The sequence below is a fragment of the Streptomyces sp. NPDC002564 genome (genome assembly GCF_042889645.1).
In the GTDB taxonomy this organism is placed as follows: Bacteria; Actinomycetota; Actinomycetes; order Streptomycetales; family Streptomycetaceae; genus Streptomyces.
This window is the reverse complement of the sequence record NZ_JBIARE010000005.1, coordinates 444003-465912: the sequence shown is the minus strand read 5'-3', so window position 1 is coordinate 465912 and position 21910 is coordinate 444003. Positions and strand designations below refer to the sequence as shown.

At 73.5% G+C, this 21910-nt stretch carries 21 protein-coding genes; 15 read left to right on the top strand and 6 right to left on the bottom strand.

The features are described from left to right. Nucleotides 1-38: 38 nt before the first annotated feature. Together ACFYXE_RS21075 and ACFYXE_RS21070 are read left to right on the top strand one after the other, a co-directional pair. On the top strand, nucleotides 39-1289 hold the full coding sequence (locus ACFYXE_RS21075; protein ID WP_389314457.1) for an MFS transporter: 1251 nt from the start codon (nucleotides 39-41) through the stop codon (nucleotides 1287-1289). A gap of 4 nt (nucleotides 1290-1293) precedes the next feature. Continuing rightward, complete coding sequence (locus tag ACFYXE_RS21070; protein WP_389314455.1) at nucleotides 1294-2409, top strand: hypothetical protein; 1116 nt, start codon at nucleotides 1294-1296, stop codon at nucleotides 2407-2409. A gap of 79 nt (nucleotides 2410-2488) precedes the next feature. On the opposite strand, the gene ACFYXE_RS21065 is transcribed toward ACFYXE_RS21070, so the two are convergent. Further along, nucleotides 2489-3040, bottom strand: coding sequence for an AAA family ATPase (locus tag ACFYXE_RS21065; protein WP_361180277.1), 552 nt, complete (start codon nucleotides 3038-3040; stop codon nucleotides 2489-2491). 182 nt (nucleotides 3041-3222) lie between these two features. Between ACFYXE_RS21065 and ACFYXE_RS21060 the strand changes: the two genes are divergently transcribed. Both ACFYXE_RS21060 and ACFYXE_RS21055 read left to right on the top strand, forming a co-directional pair. Then, on the top strand, nucleotides 3223-4470 hold the full coding sequence (locus ACFYXE_RS21060) for an acyltransferase domain-containing protein (RefSeq protein ID WP_389314453.1): 1248 nt from the start codon (nucleotides 3223-3225) through the stop codon (nucleotides 4468-4470). Nucleotides 4471-4479: 9 nt separating this feature from the next. After that, a complete protein-coding gene (locus tag ACFYXE_RS21055) occupies nucleotides 4480-5466 on the top strand; it encodes a GDP-L-fucose synthase family protein (protein WP_389314451.1) in 987 nt (328 codons plus the stop codon). A 28-nt stretch (nucleotides 5467-5494) separates the two neighbouring features. Here ACFYXE_RS21055 and ACFYXE_RS21050 read toward each other — a convergent pair whose 3' ends face one another. Next, nucleotides 5495-6319: a MaoC/PaaZ C-terminal domain-containing protein gene (locus tag ACFYXE_RS21050; RefSeq protein WP_389314449.1), complete on the bottom strand. Its 825-nt coding sequence runs from the start codon at nucleotides 6317-6319 to the stop codon at nucleotides 5495-5497. 122 nt (nucleotides 6320-6441) lie between these two features. Between ACFYXE_RS21050 and ACFYXE_RS21045 the strand changes: the two genes are divergently transcribed. Beyond that, nucleotides 6442-7101 (top strand): HAD family hydrolase, encoded by a 660-nt coding sequence (locus ACFYXE_RS21045; protein ID WP_389314447.1) that lies wholly within the window; start codon nucleotides 6442-6444, stop codon nucleotides 7099-7101. On the opposite strand, the gene ACFYXE_RS21040 is transcribed toward ACFYXE_RS21045, so the two are convergent. Next, on the bottom strand, nucleotides 7088-7903 hold the full coding sequence (locus tag ACFYXE_RS21040) for a mycofactocin-coupled SDR family oxidoreductase (protein WP_389314445.1): 816 nt from the start codon (nucleotides 7901-7903) through the stop codon (nucleotides 7088-7090). The two genes, ACFYXE_RS21045 and ACFYXE_RS21040, sit on opposite strands and share 14 nt — an antisense overlap. A 350-nt stretch (nucleotides 7904-8253) precedes the next feature. On the opposite strand from ACFYXE_RS21040, the gene ACFYXE_RS21035 reads away from it, so the two are divergent. From ACFYXE_RS21035 to ACFYXE_RS21010, 6 genes are all read left to right on the top strand, one after another. Beyond that, entirely contained in the window at nucleotides 8254-9534 is a 1281-nt protein-coding gene (locus tag ACFYXE_RS21035; RefSeq protein ID WP_389314443.1) for a 3-deoxy-7-phosphoheptulonate synthase, read from the top strand. A 381-nt stretch (nucleotides 9535-9915) separates the two neighbouring features. Then, entirely contained in the window at nucleotides 9916-10593 is a 678-nt protein-coding gene (locus ACFYXE_RS21030; RefSeq protein WP_389314441.1) for a carbonic anhydrase, read from the top strand. 58 nt (nucleotides 10594-10651) lie between these two features. Next, the gene (locus ACFYXE_RS21025) at nucleotides 10652-12172 is read left to right on the top strand and encodes a SulP family inorganic anion transporter (protein WP_389314439.1); all 1521 of its coding nucleotides are present in this window, start codon (nucleotides 10652-10654) and stop codon (nucleotides 12170-12172) included. Between the two features lie 126 nt (nucleotides 12173-12298). Further along, a complete protein-coding gene (locus ACFYXE_RS21020; RefSeq protein ID WP_361180286.1) occupies nucleotides 12299-12454 on the top strand; it encodes a hypothetical protein in 156 nt (51 codons plus the stop codon). A 161-nt stretch (nucleotides 12455-12615) separates the two neighbouring features. After that, a complete protein-coding gene (locus ACFYXE_RS21015; RefSeq protein WP_389314436.1) occupies nucleotides 12616-13839 on the top strand; it encodes a hypothetical protein in 1224 nt (407 codons plus the stop codon). 50 nt (nucleotides 13840-13889) lie between these two features. Continuing rightward, the gene (locus ACFYXE_RS21010) at nucleotides 13890-14423 is read left to right on the top strand and encodes a hypothetical protein (RefSeq protein WP_389314434.1); all 534 of its coding nucleotides are present in this window, start codon (nucleotides 13890-13892) and stop codon (nucleotides 14421-14423) included. Here the strand turns inward: ACFYXE_RS21010 and ACFYXE_RS21005 are convergent. Further along, complete coding sequence (locus ACFYXE_RS21005) at nucleotides 14412-15323, bottom strand: LysR substrate-binding domain-containing protein (RefSeq protein WP_389314432.1); 912 nt, start codon at nucleotides 15321-15323, stop codon at nucleotides 14412-14414. The genes ACFYXE_RS21010 and ACFYXE_RS21005 overlap by 12 nt on opposite strands. Before the next feature lie 108 nt (nucleotides 15324-15431). Between ACFYXE_RS21005 and ACFYXE_RS21000 the strand changes: the two genes are divergently transcribed. The 4 genes from ACFYXE_RS21000 (at nucleotide 15432) to ACFYXE_RS20985 (ending at nucleotide 20052) form a co-directional block, all read left to right on the top strand. Then, nucleotides 15432-16766 (top strand): four-carbon acid sugar kinase family protein, encoded by a 1335-nt coding sequence (locus tag ACFYXE_RS21000; RefSeq protein WP_389314430.1) that lies wholly within the window; start codon nucleotides 15432-15434, stop codon nucleotides 16764-16766. Next, nucleotides 16763-17737, top strand: coding sequence for a 4-hydroxythreonine-4-phosphate dehydrogenase PdxA (pdxA, locus tag ACFYXE_RS20995; protein WP_389314428.1), 975 nt, complete (start codon nucleotides 16763-16765; stop codon nucleotides 17735-17737). Before ACFYXE_RS21000 ends, pdxA begins: the two co-directional genes overlap by 4 nt. After that, nucleotides 17734-18453, top strand: coding sequence for a HisA/HisF-related TIM barrel protein (locus tag ACFYXE_RS20990; RefSeq protein ID WP_389314426.1), 720 nt, complete (start codon nucleotides 17734-17736; stop codon nucleotides 18451-18453). Before pdxA ends, ACFYXE_RS20990 begins: the two co-directional genes overlap by 4 nt. A 210-nt stretch (nucleotides 18454-18663) precedes the next feature. Next, nucleotides 18664-20052 (top strand): aminopeptidase P family protein, encoded by a 1389-nt coding sequence (locus ACFYXE_RS20985; RefSeq protein ID WP_389314424.1) that lies wholly within the window; start codon nucleotides 18664-18666, stop codon nucleotides 20050-20052. A 12-nt stretch (nucleotides 20053-20064) separates the two neighbouring features. Here ACFYXE_RS20985 and ACFYXE_RS20980 read toward each other — a convergent pair whose 3' ends face one another. Continuing rightward, entirely contained in the window at nucleotides 20065-20775 is a 711-nt protein-coding gene (locus tag ACFYXE_RS20980) for a C39 family peptidase (RefSeq protein WP_389314422.1), read from the bottom strand. Nucleotides 20776-20917: 142 nt separating this feature from the next. Then, on the bottom strand, nucleotides 20918-21907 hold the full coding sequence (locus ACFYXE_RS20975) for an ArsR/SmtB family transcription factor (RefSeq protein ID WP_389314420.1): 990 nt from the start codon (nucleotides 21905-21907) through the stop codon (nucleotides 20918-20920). Between the last annotated feature and the right edge of the window lie 3 nt (nucleotides 21908-21910).

Genomic DNA, 21910 nt, shown 5'->3' with positions numbered 1-21910 from the left:
AAAAGTGCAGGCATCAGAAGAGGAAGAGGCCACCTGTCATGTCCGGTTCCGCCACCCTGGTGGCCGAAGCCGTCCGCCTGCGGGACTTCCGGCTGTTGTGGATCGGCAGCAGCATCAGCCAGTTGTGCGGGATGGCCACGGTGGTCGCCTTCCCGCTGCTCGCCGCCCAGGCACTCGGGGCGTCGGTCGGCGAGGTCGGGCTCATCACCGCGGCCGGGTACCTGCCCTGGCTCATCATCACGCTGCCCGCGGGCGTGTACAGCTCGCGGCTGCCGCCGCGGACCGTGCTGCTGCTCACCGACCTGAGCCGCGCCCTGATCGTGACGATGGTGCCGGTCCTCGCCGCGACGGGCCATCTGGCCCTGTGGCACCTGTACTTGTCCAACGTCCTGGTCAGCTGCGCGACGGTGTTCTACGAGATCGTGTACCTCTCGATGCCGCCCCGGCTGCTGCCCAAGGACAAGCTCGTCTACGGCAACGTCCGCCTGCAGATGGCCCGCGCGATGTCGCTGGCCTTCGGTCCGACGCTCGCGGGCTTCACCGTGCAGTTCCTGGGCGCCGAGCACGCCCCGCTGCTGAACACGGGGGGCTTCCTGGTCTCCGCGTCCTGCAATCTGCTGATGCGGGAGCGGATCGGCGCGGGCGGCGCGCAGGGCGGCGCCCGGGGCCTGTGGGCCGAACTCGGCGAGGCCGCCCGGTTCATCGGCCGAAGACGGGTGATCCTGGCCTCCATCGCGGGCTCGGCCGTCGGCAACTGCTGTTTCGCCGCCTACGAGGCCCTGGTCGTCATCTTCCTCGCGCACGACGTCGGGGTCGCCCCCGGCACGCTGGGCATGCTGCTCGGCTCGGTCGGCATCGGCGGCCTGATCGGCGCGTTCGGTGCGGGCCGGGTCAGCCGCAGGCTCGGCACGGCGCGGGCCGTCTGGCTGCCGGCCGCCACCATGGCACCGGCCGGGCTGCTGCTGCCGCTGACCACGCCCGGCTCGGGGCTCTTCCTCTTCCTGAGCGGCGCGCTGCTCTTCCACGCCGGGTACGCCGTGTTCACGGTCGGCCAGGCGACGCTCGTGCAACTCCTGACACCACCCGAACTCCTCCCACGCACGGTCGCCTGCGTCCGGTTCGTCAGCCGAGGGATGCTCTTCGTCGGCGGGCTGGTCGGCGGCGGCCTCGGCACCCTGTTCGGCCCGCGGGTCGGGCTGGCCGTCGTGATGCTTCTCTGGCTCAGCGCCCCGCTCATCGCCGCCTCGTCGAAGCTGCGGCAGTGGCGGGACATCCCCACTCTGGAGTGACTACATGACTGAGACGATCGACATCGTCATGACGACCATCGGTTCCGGGTCGTTCCTCAAGCACTTCACCGACACCCTCGCCGAGGACGGCGCGCGGCTCGTCGTCATCCCCGACCGCAAGACCCCCGCCGCCTTCTACGAGGCCTGTGAGCGGGCCCGCGCACGGGGCGCCCGGATCGTCTCGCCCGACGTGCCGGAACAGGACCGGTTCCTGGCCCGGCTCGGCGTGCCGGACCTCGTCCCGTACGACTCCGACAACCGGCGCAACATCGGCTACCTCCTCTCGTACCTGAACAACAGCGCCTTCGCCGTGTCCATGGACGACGACAACCTGCCCGTGGACCGGCCGTTCCTCGACGAGCACCGGGTGGTCCTGCGGGGGCCTGAGCGGCACCGCACGGTGTCCGCCGCCACCGGCTGGTTCAACGCGTGCGACCTGCTGAGCGTGGACCCCTGCCGGGTCTTCCCGCGCGGCTTCCCCTACGGGCCGCGGGAGGCGGCGGCCGAGGTCACCCGGGCCGACGAGGTGGTCGACGTGCGGGTCAACGCCGGTCTGTGGCTGGACGATCCGGACGTGGACGCGGTCACCCGCCTCGCGGTGCGGCCCCGGGTCATCGCCTACGACGGCGAGCCCGCGGTGCTGGCCAAGGACACCTGGTGCCCGGTCAACTCGCAGAACACCGCCCTGCACCACGACGCGCTGCCCGCGTACTACTTCCTGCGCATGGGCCAGCCCATCGGCGGGGCCGCCCTCGAGCGCTTCGGCGACATCTTCAGCGGCTACTTCGTGGCCGCGTGCGCCAAGCACCTGGGCCACGGGGTGCGGTTCGGCGGGCCGATCGTGAACCACGAGCGCAACGAGCACGATCTGCTCGACGACCTCGCCATCGAACTGCCCGCGATCCGCTTCATGGACGAACTCCTCGACTGGCTCCTGGAGTTCCGGCCGGAGGGCAGCGACTACGCCGAGGCGTACGAGTCGCTCAGCCACGGCCTGCAGGACTTCGCCGAGCAGGCCCGCGGGCCCGCCTGGACGCCGGACGCGCGGGCGTTCCTGCACCGCAGCGCCCATCTGATGCGCACCTGGCTGACGGCCGTCCGGCGTGTCAACGGGGGCTGACAGCACGCGAGTCCGGCGCGGGCGCCGTCGCCCGTGCCGGACTCGCGCCCGGTGTGCCGGTCCCGCGCCGGCGGGTGGGTCAGCCCTGCGCGAGGATGGCGTCGACCGTCTCGTCCAGCGACAGGTCGGAGCTGTCGAACCACTCCCCCTCGCCCGCGAGTTCGTTGCGCAGCGCCTCGTCCAGGAACGACCAGTCGTCCGCGAGGACCTTGTCGCGGTCGGTGAGCCGCCGGGAGACGACGTCCATGGACGGGGTGAGCACGATCAGGCGCAGCGGCAGGTCCTTCAGCTGCTCCCGGTAGAACTCCAGGTGCGCGCGCCGCACCACCACGTCGTCGATGACGGCGACGACCCCCGCGGCGTGGAAACTGCGGGCGAGGACCGCGCCGTTGCGGGCGCGCAGCAGCAGCTGGCGGTCCGCCTCCAGGTCCTCCTCCGGCTTGGGCAGGTGGCTGCCCGACACGATCAGCTCCTGGAGGTGGTCGCCCTCGATGTGCGCGCCGAGCTCGAACCGGCGGGCCAGGGCCGCCGAAACGGAACTCTTTCCCGATCCCGGAATGCCGACGACGAGAAATACGTGCGGGGCCGGGGTGGTATCGACGACCTGGCCCTGAAACGAGGTTTCCGGCATGCTTCTTCTACTCCTTTTTCGCCCTGTTTTCGCTCTGTCGAACGGCGGTCCGAAACGGCTGACGCCGGGATCGTAGCAACTGCCGACCACCGGTCCGACTGTCCTGTCCGACTCAATTCCGGTTGCAGGAAGTGCATATGCCATTCAACAGCGTAGTGTCCTCTCCGCCGCCCTGGTTACTGATGTTTTCGGCCACCGAGCACACGGAGTTGGTGGCCGCCGCGAAATCGGCCGCGGAATTGCTGGTCGAGGGCCGGCGGCCCGAATCGGTGGCGCCCGCGCGCCTTCCGGCCGGACGGCCGGGCGAGGAGCGGCTCGCCGTCGTCGCGGCCGACGCGGCGGGTCTGGCGGAGGGGCTCGTCTCCTTCGCCGACGACATCCCGAGCCCCCGGTGGACGTCGGGCCGGGCCGACGGCGGCGCCGCCCGCGCCGCCTGGTGCTTCGGCGGCCACGGCAGCCAGTGGCCGGGCATGGGCCAGGCCCTGCTGTACGGGTCGCCGGCCGCGGCCCGGGTCCTCACCGAGCTCGACGGGCTGCTGCCCGGCGGTGTCGTGGGACCGCTGCGCGATCCCACCGCCACGGAGGCGGGCGGCCCCGAGGCGACGCAGCCGCTCATCTTCGCCGTGCAGGTCGCGACCGCGCACTGGCTGCTGTCGCTGGGCCTGCGGCCGGAGGCGGTGGTGGGGCACAGCCTCGGCGAGGTCGCCGCCGCCCATGTCGCGGGCGCCCTCACCCTGGCCGACGCGGCCCGGGTGGTCACCGTGCGCTCGGCGCTGCTGGCGCGGGCCGCGGGCGGCGGGTCGATGGCCACCATCGGCCTGGACCGGCACACCGTCGAGCGGCGCTGCGCCGAGATCCCGGGCACGGTGGTCGTCGCGGCGCACAGCGCGCCCCGGGAGACGGTGGTCACCGGGGAGGCCGAGGCGACCCGGGCGCTGGTGGCACGACTGGAGGCGGAGGGCGCGCGGTGCCGGCCGATCCGCATCAACGCCGCCTCGCACAGCCCGTTCGTCGACGGCGTGCTGCCGCTGATGCGCGAGGAGCTGGCCGGACTCTCCCCCGCCGCACCGCACACGCCGTGGCTCTCGACCGTCGACGCGGTCCCCGACCCGGCGGACACGGCGACCGCGGCGTACTGGACGCGCAATCTGCGCCGGCCGGTGCGCTACACGCAGGCGATCGCCGCGCTGGCGCGCCGGGGCATCCGCACGTTCGTCGAGGTGGGGCCGCACCCGGTGCTCGTCAGGCCGACCCGGGAGACGTTGCGGTCCGAGCACGTGGCCGATCCGCTGGTGGCCGCCACCGGCCACCGCAACACTCCCGAACCGGTGAGCGTGCAGCGCCTGTTGGGCGCCCTGCACTGCCGGGGGCTCGCCATCCCCGGCACGCTCCACGACCAGGGGCCCCTCGCGGCCCACGACCGAGGCTGAGAGGCGCCCATGTCCGTCCGTCCAACCGCCCTCGACCGCTCGGCGACCGTGCTGGTCGCCGGCTCGTCCGGGCTCGTCGGCTCGGCGGTCGTCCGCCGGCTCCGTGCCGAGGGCTTCACCTCGGTCGTGGGGATCCGCTCCACGGACGTGGACCTCACCGACGAGCGGGCGACCCTCGCCCACCTCAGGTCGCTGCGGCCCGCCGTGGTCGTCGACGCCGCGGCCCGGGTCGGCGGCATCGCCGCCAACGACGCGGAGCCGGTGGAGTTCCTCGCGGACAACCTGCGGATCCAGACCAACCTGTTCGCCGCCGCGCACGCGGCGGACGTGGACCGGCTGCTGTTCCTCGGCTCCTCGTGCATCTACCCGAAGCACGCCCCGCAGCCGATCCCGGAGTCCGCGCTGCTCACCGGGCCCCTCGAAGAGACCAACAGCGCCTACGCGATCGCCAAGATCGCCGGGGTGATCGCGGTGCAGTCCTACCGTAGGCAGTACGGGCGCCGCTGGATCTGCGCGATGCCGACGAACGTCTACGGCCCCGGTGACACCTTCGACCCGGCCCGCTCGCACGTGCTCCCCGCGCTGCTGCAGCGCTTCCACACGGCCCGCGCCGAGGGGGCCGGGGAGGTCGTCGTGTGGGGCAGCGGCACCCCGCGGCGCGAATTCGTCCACGTCGACGACCTGGCGGCGGCCTGCCTGCATCTCCTCGACCACTACGACGACCCGGCGCCGGTCAACGTCGGCGTCGGCGAGGACCTCTCCATCGCGGAGCTCGCCCGGCTGGTGGCCGACGCGGTGGGCTTCACCGGCCGGATCTCCTGGGACACGGGCAGACCGGACGGGACGCCCCGCAAACTGCTCGACGTCAGCCGGCTGCGCGCCACCGGCTGGCGCCCGCGGATCGGGCTGCCGGAGGGAATCCGGGACACGCTCGGCTGGTACGTGGAGCACGTCGCGGCCCCGGCCGGGGCGGGCGGGAGCCGGGGCGGGGGCTGAGCGCGCCGCCCGCCGGGGCGCGGCCGGTTCACCCCGTGTCCGGGCGCCGTTCGAACCTGCCCCGGTCCACGACGACCCCGCGGTCCGAGCGGACCTCGAACAGCGCGGGACCGCCGCGGTCCCAGATGCGCACGGTCAGGTCCTGTCCGGGCAGCACCGGCGCGGTGAAGGACGCGGACATCGTCCCGAACCGGCCGGTGTCGCCGTCGCACAGCGTGTGCAGGAGGGCCCGGCCCGCGTATCCGAAGGTGCACAGGCCGTGCAGCAGCGGTCGGCGGAATCCCACGCGTGCGGCGAGCACGGGGTCGGAGTGCAGCGGGTTGCGGTCGCCGCTGAGCCGGTACAGAAGGGCCTGGTTGGGCGCGGTGCGGTAGCCGACGGTGTGGTCGGGAGCGCCCGCGGGACGCTCCCACGGGTCCGGGGTCCGGGCCCCTTCCGTCCCCCGGTTACCGCCGAAGCCGCCTTCGTGCCGGATGGTCAGTCCGGTGCGCAGTTCGGCGAGCGGCCGGCCGGTGCGCGCGTCCACGCAGGACGACTCGACGACCGCGAGGGCGCCGCGGCCCCGGTCCTGGAGCGCGGCCAGCCGGGAGGTGCTGCGCGCCGCCCCGTCGACGGGCAGCGGGCCGTGCAGGGTCACGGACTGCTCGGTGTGCAGCAGTTGCGACACGTCGAAGTCGCCGAGGGCCGGTTCGGTCTCGCGGGAGAGGAGGGTGGTGGCGAACGTCGGCAGGACGGCGGGCGCCGCTCCCCCGGAATGCTCCGTGGTGAACCGCAGTTCGCGGGCCGGATCCTCCGCACCGGCGCCGACCCCGAGCGCATAGAGCGCGACATCTCGGAATGTCCACGTCCGCATTCCGGCGTCCCAGCTTTCACCCACCATTTCGTGGTAAAGCGCCATTGCATCCCACTTCCCTCTCGTGCCAGGTCGGCTGGCTCGTACTGAAATTCCCGGACACCCGAGACAGGGGTTGCGCAGTGATCCACGCATTGCTGATCGACGCAGGCGGAGTTCTGTTCAACAACATCACGGAGGAGACCTCGTTCGTCCCGGAGCTGGCCCGGCGGTACGCGGTCGACGCGGAGCGTCTGCTGCGGGCCGTCCAGGCGGCGGCGCCCGGTTACGAGCGCGGTGACCGCGGCGTGCACGACGTCCTGCGCCGACTCCTCGCTGAGGCGGGCAGTCCCCGCGCGGGCGCCTACGACCCGGACGGGGTGGACCGCCTGTACGCGGACAGCGTCCGCTGCCACGACGCGAACGTGGCGGAACTGGCGGCGGTGGCCCGCGACCACCCGGAGCTCACGCTGGTCCTGGCCAACAACGAGGCGGAGCACTGGGATCACCTCAAGAACGAGCGCCATCACCACTACGGGCTCTTCGACCACCTGTGCTCGTCGTGGCGGGTCGGCCGGGTCAAGCCGTCCGCCGCGTACTTCGCCGCGGTTCTGGAGCATTGCGGCGCCGCGGCGCACGAGGCGCTGATGGTCGACGACCGGGCCGCGGTCGTCGCGGCTGCCCGGGCGCTGGGGCTGCGGACCCTGCACGTGACCAGCCCGCCGGTGCTGCGGGCCGACCTGCGGGCGACCGTCGAGCGTCTGACCCGGGATGCGTCCCGGCAGGGGATCAGAACTCGCTGACCCCGGCGTCGACGGCCATGGCGTGCGCGGTGATGTGCCGGGACGCGTCCGACACCAGGAACAGCACGGCGTCGGCGACGTCCCGGGCCGAGATCCCGGGCACGTCCAGCATGTTGACCAGCATGCCGCGCAGCCGCGGATCGGCCATGCTCGCCCTGGCGACCTGGGCGAGCATGGGCCGGCCGCCCATCGTGGTGTCGACGCCGGTCGGGTGCACGCTGTTCACGCGGATGCGGAACCGCGCCAGTTCGGCGGCGAAGGCCTTCGCCATCCCGCGTACCGCGAACTTGCTGGTGGTGTAGGGGATCATGAACGGCTGGACCTTCAGGCCGGCCGACGAACTCATCAGGACGACGGAGCCGCCGCCCGCGTCCACCAGGTGCGGCGCGGTCGCCATGACCGTGTTCCAGGTGCCGCCGACGTTGATGTCCATGGTGTCGCGGAAGATCTCCTCGGTGACCTCGTCCCAGGCGCACGGGATGCAGATGCCCGCGTTGGCCACCACGGCATCCAGGCGGCCGAGGGTCTTCACCGCGCCGTCCACCGCGTCCCGCAGCGCGTCGAGTTCACGGACGTCGGCCACCACGGGAACGATCCGCCGGCCGGTCTCCCGCGCGAGGGCCACGGTCTCGTCGAGGTCGGTCCGCTCCGAGGAGGCGTAGGCGACGCCGGGCAGGGTCCCGCACAGGTCGACGGCGATCACGTCCGCGCCCTCGCCCGCCATCCGCAGGACGTGCTCTCGCCCCTGGCCCCGGGCCGCGCCCGTCACCAGGACGGCCTTTCCCTGCATCAGTCCACTCACCGCATGCGTCCTTTCCCGATACTCCCGATACATTCGCAGCCGCGTCCGCCATTGCCGGAACCGGAATTCGACCCGATCCACGGTAGCGACCCGCCTTTCGTTGTCCACCATTTCCGATGGACAGCACCGATCGGCCGGACGGCACGGCGCAGTCCAACTCGCTTTTCCCTTCCGGCATTTGTTCCGAGCGGAACAGGCGATAGACTCGGCCCGTCCGCAGGGCCGGCGCGACATCGTTTCTCTTTCCGGTTTCCATCCGGTTTCCATCCGCCCTCCATCCGGCACGGATGCCCGTCGCGCACGGCACCACCGACCCGTTTCCGCCCCGCCGAACCGCACGAGGGGGACCGTTGACCGGACAAGCGCCCGTGACTCCCCGGCCCGGCACCACGCGGCCCGCGCCGCTGCCGGTCCGGCTCAGGTCCGCGGTGGAGGACGCGCTCGGCCGCCCCGCCGCTCAGCAGCCGCCCTGGCGTGACGCCACGGCGGTACGGCGGGTGCGGGCGGTCCTCGAACGCGTGGAGGAGGTGGTGCGCGTCGAGGAGGTCGACCGCTTGCGCGCACGCCTCGCGGCGGTGGCGGACGGCGCCGCCTTCCTCCTCCAGGGCGGCGACTGCGCCGAGACCTTCGCGGCAGCGACCGAGCGGCACATCGCGGGGACGGTCGGCACGCTGTCCCACATGGCCGCGACGCTGACGTCCGGCGGCGGACTGCCGGTGGTGACGGTCGGCCGGATCGCCGGGCAGTACGCCAAGCCCCGTTCGGCCGCACGCGACGCGCAGGGCCTGCCGAGCTACCGGGGGGACATCGTCAACGCGCCCGACGCGAGCCCCGAGGCGCGCGTCCCCGATCCGGACCGGATGCTCCGCGCCTACGTCAACTCCAGCGCCACCATGGCAGTGGTGCGCGCCCTGACCGCCACCGCGCCGCACGGGCCCGGCGGCCCCCACCTGCCGGACGGCGGGTTCTACACCAGCCACGAGGCGCTGCTCCTCGACTACGAGCGCGCCCTGCTGCGAGCCGTCGGCGACGCCGGGGACGGTCCCGCGCTCTACGACCTCTCGGCGCACTTCCTGTGGATCGGCGAGCGCACCCGGCAGCCGGACGGCGCGCACATCGCCCTCGCCGGGCTGCTCGCCAACCCGATCGGCCTCAAGCTCGGCCCGACGGCCACACCGGAGCAGGCCATCGAGTACGTGGAGCGGCTCGACCCGCACCACGAGCCGGGCCGGCTGACCCTCATCAGCCGGATGGGCAGCGCCCGCGTGCGGGAGGTGCTGCCGCCGATCGTGGAGAAGGTCAGCGCCTCCGGGCATCCGGTGATCTGGCAGTGCGACCCGATGCACGGCAACACCGAGCGGTGCGGCGGCTTCAAGACCCGGCACTTCGACCGCATCGCCGACGAGGTGCGGGGGTTCTTCGCCGTGCACCGGGCGCTGGGCACCCATCCGGGCGGCCTGCATCTGGAGCTGACCGGCGGTGACGTGACGGAGTGCCTCGGCGGCGCGCAGCGGCTCTCCGGCGCCGACCTGTGCCACCGCTACGAGACGGCGTGCGACCCCCGCCTGAACGGGGCGCAGGCGCGCGAGCTCGCCGGTCTCGTCGCCGAGCTGGTGCGCGGCGCGGCGTAGCGGGCGTACCCCCGGGGCTGCGGGAACCGAGGGGGCCTGTGGGGCGACGCGGCACGGGCCGTCCGGCGGTGCGAGTGCAACGCAGTGCGAACAAATGTGCTTCACACCGCCCACACAATCTCCACCGCGATCTTTACCCAACGGTTGATTGCCGTACCAACTTGCAGCTCAGGGGCGTTAATTACTCATTCTTTGGCAGAATTTTGCTCTGTCAACGAACCGTAATGCGATGGCAAAGTGGGAGTCACGTCAGCCGTCCAGGCTGTCTCCGGGGCGACCGCCACCCGCTGCTGCCAGAGCGGGCCGGCACGCCCCACCGTCACCATCGACCCGACCACACCGCGTCCCGGCCCGCCGGAGCGACGCAGGAGGCAGGCCACCTTGAAGTCACTGATCGACAACGCCCGTTCGTTCGCCTCGACCCACGTGGCGGACCCCCGGAACGCCGCGGCCTTTGAAGCCCTGGGCACCGGACAGTCACCCGAAGCCCTGTTCGTCACGTGTTCCGACTCACGCGTCGTCCCGGCCCTGATCACGGGAGCGCGCCCCGGCGAACTCTTCGAACTCCGCACGGCGGGCAATGTCGTCCCGCCCTACCCCGCCCCCGGCCGCGACGACCCCGCGGGCCACCACGGCCGTGTCGGCGCCGTGACCGGCTCCGGCCACCCGCTGAGCGAGGCGGCCACCATCGAGTACGCGGTGTGCGTGCTCGGCGTCCGCGACATCGTCGTCTGCGGGCACTCCCACTGCGGCGCCGTGGGCGCGCTGGTGCGCGGCGAGGACCTGTCGTCCGTGCCCGCCGTGCGCGACTGGCTGGAGCACTCCGTCGCCCCGGACGCCGCCCTGCGCTCGCTCACCCCGGCCTCGCCGGACGTGGCGGAGGCCGTGCAGACGCACGTACTCGCCCAGGTGGAGCGGCTGCGGGCCTACCCCTGCGTGCGGGAGCGGACCGCCGACGGCTCGCTCACCCTGCACGCCTGGTACTACGAGGTGCACACCGGCGCCGTCACCGCCCACCGGAGCGCCGAGGGCGACCGCCCGGCGTTCGGTCCGTTGTGAGAGCCGCCGCGACCCGCTGACCGGACCGCTCGCTCCCACGACAGGACCCCCCACCCTCATGTCCTCCCAGCCCACACCCCCATCCCCCCTGCCCTCGCCCTACCGCGCCCTGCGCGAACCGGGCGTGCTGCGCCGGGACATCCTCGCCTCACTCGTCGTCTTCCTGGTCGCCCTGCCGCTGTGCGTCGGCGTGGCGGTGGCCTCCGGCGTGCCCGCCGAACTGGGCCTGGTCACCGGCATCGTCGGCGGCATCGTCGTCGGATTCCTGCCGGGCAGCGCCCTGCAGGTGAGCGGCCCGGCCGCCGGGCTGACCGTGCTGGTCTTCGAGGCGGTACGCGAGTTCGGGCTCCCCATGCTCGGCGCGATCGTGCTGCTCACCGGCCTGTTCCAGGTGACCCTCGGCCTGCTGCGCTGCGGCCGGTGGTTCCGCGCGATATCCGTCTCCGTCGTCCAGGGCATGCTGGCCGGTATCGGCCTCGTGCTGATCTTCGGCCAGCTCTACACCATGGCGGGGGCGGAACAGCCGCGCTCCGGCCTCGACAAGATCACCGGCCTGCCCGGGCTGCTGGTCGACACGGTGCAGGACACCACCGCGCTGACCGCCGCCGCCCTCGGTCTCGGCACGATCGCCGTCCTCGTGCTGTGGCCGAAGCTGCCCGCGGCCGCCCGGGTGGTCCCGGCCCCGCTGGCCGCCGTCGCCCTCGCCACCGCCGTCACCGCGGGGTTCCGCCTGGACGTGGCGAACGTGTCGGTGCGCGGCATGATCGACGCCGTCCAGCCGCCGGGCCTTAGCCAACTGGCCGACCTCGGCGGCATGGCGGTGCTCGGCACCGTCCTCGCCTTCACCCTGATCGCCTCGGCCGAGTCGCTGTTCAGCGCGGCGGCCGTGGACCGCATGCACGACGGTCCGCGTACGCAGTACGACAAGGAGCTCGTCGCCCAGGGCGTCGGCAACACCGTGTGCGGTGTGCTCGGGGCCCTGCCGATGACCGCGGTCATCGTCCGCAGCTCGGCCAACGTGCAGGCGGGGGCGCGCACCCCGCTCTCCCGGATCCTGCACGGCGTGTGGCTCCTGCTGTTCGCGGTGCTCCTGCCGGCCGCCCTCGGCATCATTCCGCTGGCGGCGCTCGCCGGTGTCCTGGTGCACGCGGGCTGCAAGCTGATCCCCGTCAAGGAGATCGTGCCGCTGGCCCGCGCCCACCGGGGCGAGGCCGTCGTCCTCGGGGTCACGGCGATCGCCATCGTGGTGACCAACATGTTCGAGGGCGTCGTCCTCGGCCTGGTGCTGGCCGTGGTCAAGTCCGCCTGGGACACCTCCCATGTGCACGTGGCCGTAAGGGAGTTGACCGACGGTCGACTGGTCGTGACGCTCACCGGCAACGCCACCTTCCTGCGCCTGCCGCGCATCCTGGAGACGCTGGAGGCCATGCCCAAGGACCGGCCCATCGAGCTGGACCTGACGGCCGTGCGCCATCTGGACCACGCCTGCCGCACGACCCTGGAGAACTGGGCGCTGCGGCACAACGACAGCGACACGGAAGCCGTACGGATGAAGACGGCACCGGTGGCCGGGTCCTGACCGGCCCGCGTACCGCCCACCGTTCATCGTTGTCCCCGACTCCGGGTGCCGGGCCCTCCACGCCCGGCGCCCGGTGACCCCACCCCCTGTTCGGCATGCCGTGCCGACCGATCCCGGAGGTTCACCATGGAACAGCTCATCAAGCGCATGACCGAGGAGTCCGTGTGGCGCAAGTGGGTCGCCGCCAACTCCGCCCAGGGCGGCACCAAGGAGGGCTGTATCAGCGCCACTCCGAAGAGCGGCTGCATCAGCGCCACCGGCAAGACCGGCTGCATCTCCTGAACCGCTGACCCGGCGGGGGGGGGGGGGGGGGGGGGGGGGGCGGGGGGGGGCCCCCCCCCCCCCCCCCGGCCGCGGCTCGGCTCTCGTACGCCCCCTCGTCCGTACGCTCCCCGCCCCTGCCGCGTACGCTCCCCCGCCCTCTGCCCCGCACCGGAGCCGCCTTGAACCGCCTGCCGAGCGCCGACGTCCTGGACCAGGTCCGGGACATCCCCCTCTACCGCGCGTCCGTGGAGCGCGGCGACTTCCCGATCCTGGAGAAGCCGGAGATCGCCCGGGACTTCCCCGCCAACTGGATGACGCCCTCGCTGGAGCGCGCCCTGGAGGCGGGCGAGGCCGAGTTCGTGCTGTCCACCGGCACCAACCACGCCCGGATGCAGCTCATCCGGCCGCCCTACTTCCTGCTCCGCTCCTACTACCGGCTGTGGAGCGAGCACCCCGACCTCGGCCCCCTGTGGCACGAGGGGGCCCGGCGCACCTCGCTGACCACCGTCCTGGCCACCGAGCACGTCGCCCGCGTCAACGCCCGCAAGCCGGGCGCGACCCCGGGCGAGCGCTGGCTCGACGACCGGACGCTGTACCTCAACCGCACCCTGGACCCGGCCGACTGGGACCGCGGCGACGTCGAGCGGATGCTCGCCGAGATCCGTGCGGTGGCCGCCGCTCACCCGCGCGGGGCGTACCTCCTGGACTGTTCCGGCTACCACCTGGCGCACCTGGTCCGCCGGGTCGACGCGTGGGACCTGTGGGACCGCTTCCCCCGGCCTGCCGGGATCGTGCACGCCTACGAGTACACACCGCTGAACGTCCGCGCGTACCTGCGCGCGCACTTCGACTGCCCGGTCGTGGACCTCTTCGGCAGCACGGAGCTCGGCTATCTCTTCTACAGCGACGGCGACGGCGGCTACCGCCCCTATCTGCACGGCATGAGCGTGGAGTTGATCCCGGTCGCGCCGGGCAGCGGCATCCACAGCCTGATCGTCACCAGCGTCCGCAACCCGTACATGCCGCTGGTGCGCTACCGCTCCGGCGACTGTGTCCGCACCAGCGACGGCGGGACGGATCCGGAGCGGATCGTCTCCTTCTGCGGTCGCGAGAAGGAGCTCCTCGCGACCCCCGCGGGGCCCGTGGCCCAGGCCGACCTCGACGCGCGGGTCACCGCCGCGTGCCCGCGCGTCTTCCTGCACCAGCTGCGGCTGACCGGCGACGACGACTGCGTGCTGGGGTGCACGACGTTCGACGGGAAGCCGCTCACGCCCGCCGAGGAGTCCGAACTCGCCGCCGGAGTCTCCGCTTTGACCGGACGGTCCTGCCGTGTGGAGCACCGCGACCACGTGCCCATCGGCCGCTCCGGCAAGTACGCCTGGCTGACCACCCCCACCCCGTAGCCCCTGGCGACGCCCCCCCCGGCCCCGAGATGCCCCGACAGGATCCCGCCATGACCGAAACCACCACCACCGCCTCCGCCACCCGCCGCGGCCCCTCGGCCGAGGAGCTGCTCGGCGCCGCCCTGCACGACGAGGTGGTCCGGCACTTCGCGGCCAAGCCCGACGCCCCGGACGCCGGCGTCGTCACCCATCAGGTCCGCGAGTGTCTGCGCTACCTCTACCTGGTGTCCCGCCACCCCGACCGGCTCGGCGGCCTCTTCCTCCCCGTCGAGCAGGACATCGACGAGATCTGGCACTACCTGATCCTGCAGACCCGCGAGTACCGCGAGCTGTGCGAACAGCGGCTGCCCGGCGGCCACTTCATCCACCACCGCAGCGTGTCGTACGACGCCTACCAGCAGGAACCGGGGCGCGAGACGGCGGCGGAGGAGGCGCTGCGGTGGCTCCCGCTCTACACCGCCGCGTTCGGCCCGTACGACGAGGACGCGCTGCCGCACTGGACGGTGGTGCGGTTCCTGCACGACCAGCTGGATCTGTCGCTGGCCCAGATCGCCTCCCTGGCCGCCGACGGCTCAGGGGATTGAACCGGCGTCCGTCCCGGCCCCCAGCGCGGCCGTCCGGGCGCGCAGCCACGACGTCAGCGCCTCGACGCGCGCGTCCCGGCCGGGCTGCCCGGGGCCGAGCACGTGATAGCTGGTCCCGTCGGCCACGAAGCCGAACGGCGCGACGAGCTGCCCCCGCGCCAGGTCGTCGCGGACCACCGCGTAGGGCGCGATGGCCACGCCGACGCCCGCCACGGCGGCCTGGAGCGTCAAGTAGAAGTGCTCCAAAGTCTGTTGACCGGCCGGGACGACCGTTCTGCCGGTGCGGCTGCGCCAGTCGTCCCAGGCGCCCGGCCGGGTGGCGGAGTGCAGCAGGACGGCTCCCGTCACACCGCCGTCGGCGATCAGCTCCGGCGCCAGGTCGGGGCGGCACACCGGGCCGATCCGCTCGGCGAAGAGGCGGGTGGCGCCGGCCCCGGCCGGGAACGGGAAGTCGTCGCGGCGGATCGCGAGGTCGATGCCGTCCCGGTCGAAGGCGACCGGGCCGCCGCCCGCGGACAGGTGGACGGTCACGTCCGGCACGCTCGCCGTCAGGTCGGGCAGCCGCGGGATGAGCCACCGCATGAGGAGCGTCGGCTCGCAGGAGAGCGTGAGCGGTCCGGCCGGCGCGCGCCGGGAGATCTGCCGGGCCGCTCCGTCGATCTGGTCGAGGGCGTCCCTGACGACGGCCGCCAGTTGGCGGGCCTGCGGGGTCGGGCGCAGCGAGCGCGTCCCGCGTTCGAAGAGCGGGACGCCGAGTGCGTGCTCCAGGTTCTTGATCTGCCGGCTCACCGCCCCGTGCGTGACGTGGAGTTCCCGGGCGGCGGCGGTCATGCTCGCGTGCCGCACGGTCGCCTCGAAGGGCAGCAGGGTGTTCGGGGGCGGGAGGGCGGGCCAGCGCATGCGTGAACTCTAGTCACAGGGTGCGTGACAAGGAATCGATTGTCCTGCTCCTTCACCTCCTCCACCATTGATTCCGTCACACGGTGCCGACGGACGGAGGGGCGTGGGATGACAGCGCTCGACGGGCAGGGTCCACCTCACATCGCCGTCCTCGCGGACGATCTGACCAGCGCCGGGGACGGTGCGGCGCCCTTCCGGCGCTCCGGCCATGCGGCGCGCGTCCTGTTCGCGGCGCCCACGGAGCCCGTCCGGACCCCGGGGGTGACGGCGATCGACCTCGGCACCCGGCTCCTCGACGAGCCGGCGGCCGCGGCCCGCACCCGGGAGGCCGCCCGCCGGTGCGCGGACGCCGGACTCCTGTTCAAGACCGTCGACTCCACCCTGCGCGGCCACGTCCCGGCGGAAGTCCTGGCCGCGCGGGACGGCGCGGGACGACGTGCCGTCGTCATCGCCCCCGCCTTCCCCGCGGAGGGCAGGGTGACGGTGGACGGCGTCCAGTACGTGCGGGGCGTACCGGTCCACGAGAGCGAGTACGCCCGTGATCCGGTGCACCCGGTGCGGTGTGCGGACCTGACCGCGCTCTTCCCCGGAGCGGCGCGGGTCGGGCACGGCCCCGGCGAAGCGGCGCGGCTGCCCGGACTGGTCGAGGCGGGCGACCTGATCGTCTGCGCCGCGCGCGGGGACGACGATCTGGACCGCCTGGTGGCCGTCGTAGCGTGCCCCGACGACGTGCTGTGGGTCGGTTCGCCCGGCCTCGCCGCCGCGCTGGCGCGCCGGTGGCCGGCCGCCGCCGGGGGCACGGTCGACGTGCCCGGTCCCGCCCGGCGCACGCTCGTCGCGGTCGGCAGCGTCAACCCGGCGACGCGACGGCAGTTGGCCGTGCTCCGGGCGCGTACCGGGGTACGGGCGGTCACCGTAGGCGGCGACACGGCGGCGTCCGCATCCGTGTCGGATTCCACCTGGGCACCTGCACCGACACCGACGTCGGCACCGGCACCGGCACCAGCAGCTGCCTCGGTGCCGTACGCGTCGACCGCGCCCGTCCTGGTCGTGCAGACCCCCGGCGCACGGGACACCCCGGCGGCCGCGCGGGCGCTCGGCCGCTCGCTGGCCGAACTGGTGCGCACGCTGACCGAACAGCGGCTGGTCGACACGCTCGTGCTGACCGGCGGCGAGACCGCCGCGACCGTGCTCGACGCGCTGGGCATCACCGGCATCGACCTGATCGACGAACCGGAACCCGGCGTCGCCCGCGGAACCCCGCTCGGCAGCCCCGGCCTGTCCGCGCTCATCAAGTCCGTGCTCATCAAGGCGGGCGGCTTCGGCGACGACGACCTGCTCCTGCGCCTGTGCGACCTCGTCCGTCGCCCTCCGCACGCCCCGTCCCCTTTCCCCGGCCCTCCCGCCTCCCCCGCCCCGCCGATCGAGGAGACCCGCGCATGATCCCTCTCGCCCTCAGCATGGGTGATCCCTGCGGCATCGGCCCCGAGATCACCCTCAAGGCGTGCGCCGCCCCCTCGCGCACCGCGCCGGTCGTCGTCATCGGCGACCCCGGCGTCCTGACCCGCGCGGACCGGTTCGCGGGGACGGGACTGACCGTCCGGCCGATCCCGTCCGTCGACCGGGCCGCGCACACGCCGGGAACCGTCGACGTGCTCGCCGAGAGCGACCTGCCCGCCGACCTGCCGTGGGGCGCACTCGACGCCCGCGCGGGCGCCGCGTCCTTCCGGTACGTACGCCGTGGCGCCCTGCTCGCCCTGCGGGGCGAGGTGCGCGCGCTGGTGACCGCGCCGATCAACAAGGAGGCCCTGCGCCTGGGGCGGATCCCCCACCCCGGGCACACCGAGATCCTGGCCGACCTGTCCGGCACCACCGACTACGCGATGATGATGGCCAACGACGAGCTGCGGGTGGTCCTGGTGACCGTCCACCAGTCGCTGCGCACCGCGATCGACGCGCTCGACACCGAGCGGGAACTCGCCGTCATCCGGCTCGCCCACCGGGCGCTGCTGCGCGGCGGCCGGGCCGCGCCGCGCATCGCGGTCGCGGGCCTCAACCCGCACGCGGGCGAGAACGGCATGTTCGGCCGCGAGGACCTGGACGTGATCGCCCCCGCGGTGGCGGCGGCGCGGCACGAGGGCATCCGGGCCAGCGGGCCCTGGCCCGCCGACACCGTCTTCATGCGGGCCCGCGCCGGGGAGTTCGACGCCGTGGTCGCCCAGTACCACGATCAGGGCCTCATCCCGGTGAAGTACCTCGGCATCGAGCACGGCGTGAACATCACGCTCGGGCTGCCCTTCGTCCGCACCAGCGTCGACCACGGCACGGCCTTCGACATCGCGGGGCTCGGCAGCGCCGACCCCACCAGTCTGCTCACCGCGCTGCGGCACGCCGAGCAGCTCTCCGCCCGGTGACCGGGCCCGACACGGAAGGCCGCAGAGCCGTCATGGACTTCGTCTTCATGCTCACCCGCGACGACCGCACCGTCACCGACTGCCTCGACGTCGTCGACGCCGTGAGGGACCTCGGGATCAGGCACATCGGATTCAAGGACGTCGGCGTGGACCGCGCCACCCTTCGCCAACTCCACGCCCTGCTGCGGGACATGGGCGCGACGACCTATCTGGAGATCGTCAGCACCGACCGCGACCAGGCCCTCGCCTCGGTGCGTACGGCCGCCGAACTCGGCGTCGACGTGCTCATGGGCGGCACCTGGATCGAGGAGACCCTCGATCTCCTGCGCGGCACCTCCACCGCCTATCTGCCCTTCCCGGGCCGGCCCGTCGGCCACCCCACGCGCCTCGCCGGAAGCCCGGCCCGGATCGCCGAGGACTGCCGGCGCGCCGAGGCGGCGGGCTGCGCGGGCGTCGACCTCCTCGCGTACCGGGCCGTGGACGCCGACCCCCTCGACCTGGTCCGTGCGGCGCGCGGCGCGACCACCAGCCGCCTGGTCGTCGCCGGTTCCATCACCGGGACGGACCGGATACGCGCCCTCGCGTCCGCCGGAGCCGACGCGTTCACCATCGGCTCGGCGGCCTTCGAGGGCTCGCTGCGCCCGCACGCGGGCACGCTCGCGGCCCAACTGGCCCCGGTGCTGGCCACCGTGCGGGAGTTGACGGGTCCGCGGTAGCCCAACTGCGGGACGGTCGAACGGATTTGGGCGGCCTGACCTCTGGCGCATCAGCCGTGCCATAGTAATGTGACATTTTACTGACCGGCCTTCACGTGCCCCGGCCGCATCGCCTCACCGTCCCCGTCGCCCCGTCACCCCGTCACTCGGCGGCCCGCGGCCTGCGGCCGCCACCGGTCACCCGTTGCCCGTCGCCCCCGAGGAGTCCTCGTGACCGATTCCGGCGTCCGCCCCTCCCCCGCCCTGCACACCGGCAGCCACGACCTGGCCGCCTCCCCCGAGTTGTCCCGCTTCATGACGGAGTCCTGGGCGCCCTCGCTCCTGCCGGACTCCGCGCGGGTCGAGGCGTACACGGTCACCCCCGCGCGCCGCGAGCGGCTCTCCGCCCGCTTCCCCGGGGAGCGTCTGATCGTTCCGGCGGGCGGGCCGACGGTCCGGTCGAACGACTGCGACCACCGCTTCCGGCCGCACAGCGCGTACGCCTGGCTGACCGGCCTCACCGGCGAGGATCAGGCGGGTGCCGTCCTGGTCATGGAGCCCTCGGGGGCGCACGGCCACGAGGCGGTGCTGTACCTGCGGCCGCGCTCACCGCGCGTCGAGGGCGACGAGGAGTTCTACCGGGACCGGCGCTACGGCGAATTCTGGGTCGGGCGCCGCCCGGACCTCGCCGAGGCGGAGCGCCTCACCGGCATCCGGTGCGCCCACCTGGACGCCCTGGGCTCCCCGCCCGGCCGCGACGCGGCGACCGACCGCGAACTAGCCTCCGCACTATCGGAGTTGCGGCTGGTCAAGGACGTCTGGGAGGTCGGACAGCTCCAGCTCGCCGTGGACCACACCACGGCCGGTTTCGAGGACGTCGTCCGCGCCCTGCCGCGCGCGCTCGCGCACCCGCGCGGGGAACGCTGGATCGAGGGGGTGTTCGGCCTGCGGGCCCGCGCCGAGGGCAACGGCACCGGGTACGAGACCATCGCCGCCTCCGGCGCCCACGCCTGCGTCCTGCACTGGATACGCAACGACGGACGGCTGGACCGCGACGACCTCCTGCTGCTCGACGCGGGCGTGGAGACGGACACCCTCTACACCGCCGACATCACCCGCACCCTGCCGCTGTCGGGCCGGTTCTCCCCGGTGCAGCGGCAGGTGTACGAGCTGGTGCTCGCCGCGCAGGACGCGGGCATCGCCGCCCTGCGCCCCGGCGCCCGGTTCCGGGACTTCCACCGGGCCGCCATGCGGGTCGTCTCGGAAGGGCTCGCCGAGTGGGGCGTGCTCAAGGACCCGGCGGGCGACCTGCACCGCCGGTACACCCTGTGCGGCAGCGGCCACATGCTCGGCCTCGACGTCCACGACTGCGCGCAGGCACGGGCCGGGACGTACCTGGACGGCGTGCTGGAAGCGGGGCAGGTGCTCACCGTGGAGCCGGGCCTCTACCTCCAGCCGGACGACGAGACGCTGCCCGCCGAGCTGCGCGGCATCGGCGTCCGGATCGAGGACGACCTCGTCGTCACGGATGAGGGCGCCCGCCTGCTGTCGGGCGCCCTGCCGCGGAGCGTGGCCGGGGTCGAGGAGTGGATGGGCACCCTGCTCGACGGCCACGCCTGAGCCGAGCCCCCCTCAGGCCGCGTAGCCCTTCGGCGGGATCAGCGAAGCGAGCTGGTCGAAGGAGAGCCAGTAGATCTGGTTGCCGCCGAAGGAGGCGGGGTCGGCGATGAGGACGGTGGCGTTGGCGTCGTCGTACCCGATGACCGTGAAGTAGTGGTAGATCGTCTGGTCGGACGGGTAGCCGGGCGGCTGGTTGCCCGGCGGCGCGACGATGTTGGCGACCAGCGGGTAGTTGTTGTCGATGTCCAGCACGATGTCGCGCCACAGCAGGTCCTTCTGGGCCTGGGTGGGCGGGTCGTTCGGCATCTCCTTGGTCTCGTACCAGCCGGTGCCGAGGTGGGCGTTGAGTACGCCGGTGACCTGCCCGATGTGGTCGGTGCCCGCCTCCGTGGTGCCGAGCTGCGCGGCCAGGGCGCCCTGGCTCGGCGGGGCGATCCTGGCGGACAGGGCGATGCGGGTGGCGGCGGGACCGCACCAGTAGCCGGTCTCCTGGACCTGGTAGTCGACCGGGAGGGTGTGCGCGCCGGCCGTGCGCGCGCCGCCGACGCGCAGCCGGGTCCCCGGCTCGTTCTGCCCGCTGACGACGGCGGTGCCGGCCTCCGACCCGTGCGCGAGCACGGAGACGGCGCGGGGCGGTGCGGGATCGGCGTGGGCCACGGACGGGCCGACGAGTGCGCCGACGGCGGCCGCGGCGACGGCGGAGGCGACAAGTCTCTTACGCATAGGGACTCCTGGGGAGCGTGGGGGGGGACGCGCACGGGGACGGAGGGGGTGCGCGTGCGGGAGCCCGCCCAGCATCCCGACATGCCCACGACAGGCGCAACGAAGGAAAGCCCAGGCTTACGGCGCTCCCGTCACGGCACGTTCACAGCGGGCCGTGGCCACCGCCGCGCAGCAGCGCCCGCCCCTCGGCGGTCGCCACGTGGAGGGACCGTCCGGCCCTGCGGACCGTGGTGACCAGGCCCGCCGCGCGCAGCACCTTCACGTGCTGGCTGACGGCCGGGTGCGTGACGGCGAGGAGCCGGGCGAGCTCGACGGTGGAGGCGCCGGTCCGGGTCGCCCGCAGGACGGCGGCCCGGGTGTGCCCCAGGAGCGGGCCGAGGGGTCCGTCGTCCGGTGGCGCGTGCCGTGCGGCCCGGGTCCAGTCCGCGGCATGGCCGATGGGGTACACGAGGACGGGCGGCAGCCCGCCGTCGGCGAGCGTGATCGGCGTGGGCCAGCAGAAGAAGGAGGGCTGCAGGACCAGTCCCCGGCCTTCGAGGTGCAGTTGGTGGTCGACGGGATAGTCGGCCTCGAGGACCGGTGGCCGCCAGCGGAAGCGCGGGCCCAGACCTTCGAGCAGCCCCTCGGTGCCGCCGTCCAGGAGACTGCGCAGGCGCACGGCGCGGTCGGCGTCGACGTGCGCGTGGATGCGCCGCCAGAACGGGGCGAGTGCCTCCCCGTGGTACGCCCGCACGGCCCGCCCCAGTTCCCGCAGCGTGTCCGCGTCGCCGCCCGCCAGGGTCCGCGTCCACCCGGGCAGGCGCCGGGCGGCGGCCACCCGGGCCAGATCGGCGTGCAGCCTCGGCCGCGGGGTCCGTACGAGGGTGTCGACCGCCGCCTGCAGCGTCGCGCGGTCGCCGTGGGTGGGGGTGAGGAAGTCCGGGGAGTCGCCCCGGGGCGGCAGCAGCGGAGCGAGGAGGCGGCAGCTGTCCGGCAGACGCGGCCTCGCCCAGCGCCGCCATTCGCCGAACTCCCGCACCCCGTCCTGCCGTTGAAGGGTCTGGATGCTGTTGCTGATCTCCCACAGGTAGTCGGGGCCCGGGGCGACGCGGACCCGCGCGAGATCGTGCGCCGTGAAGTGCACCCGCAGCATGGC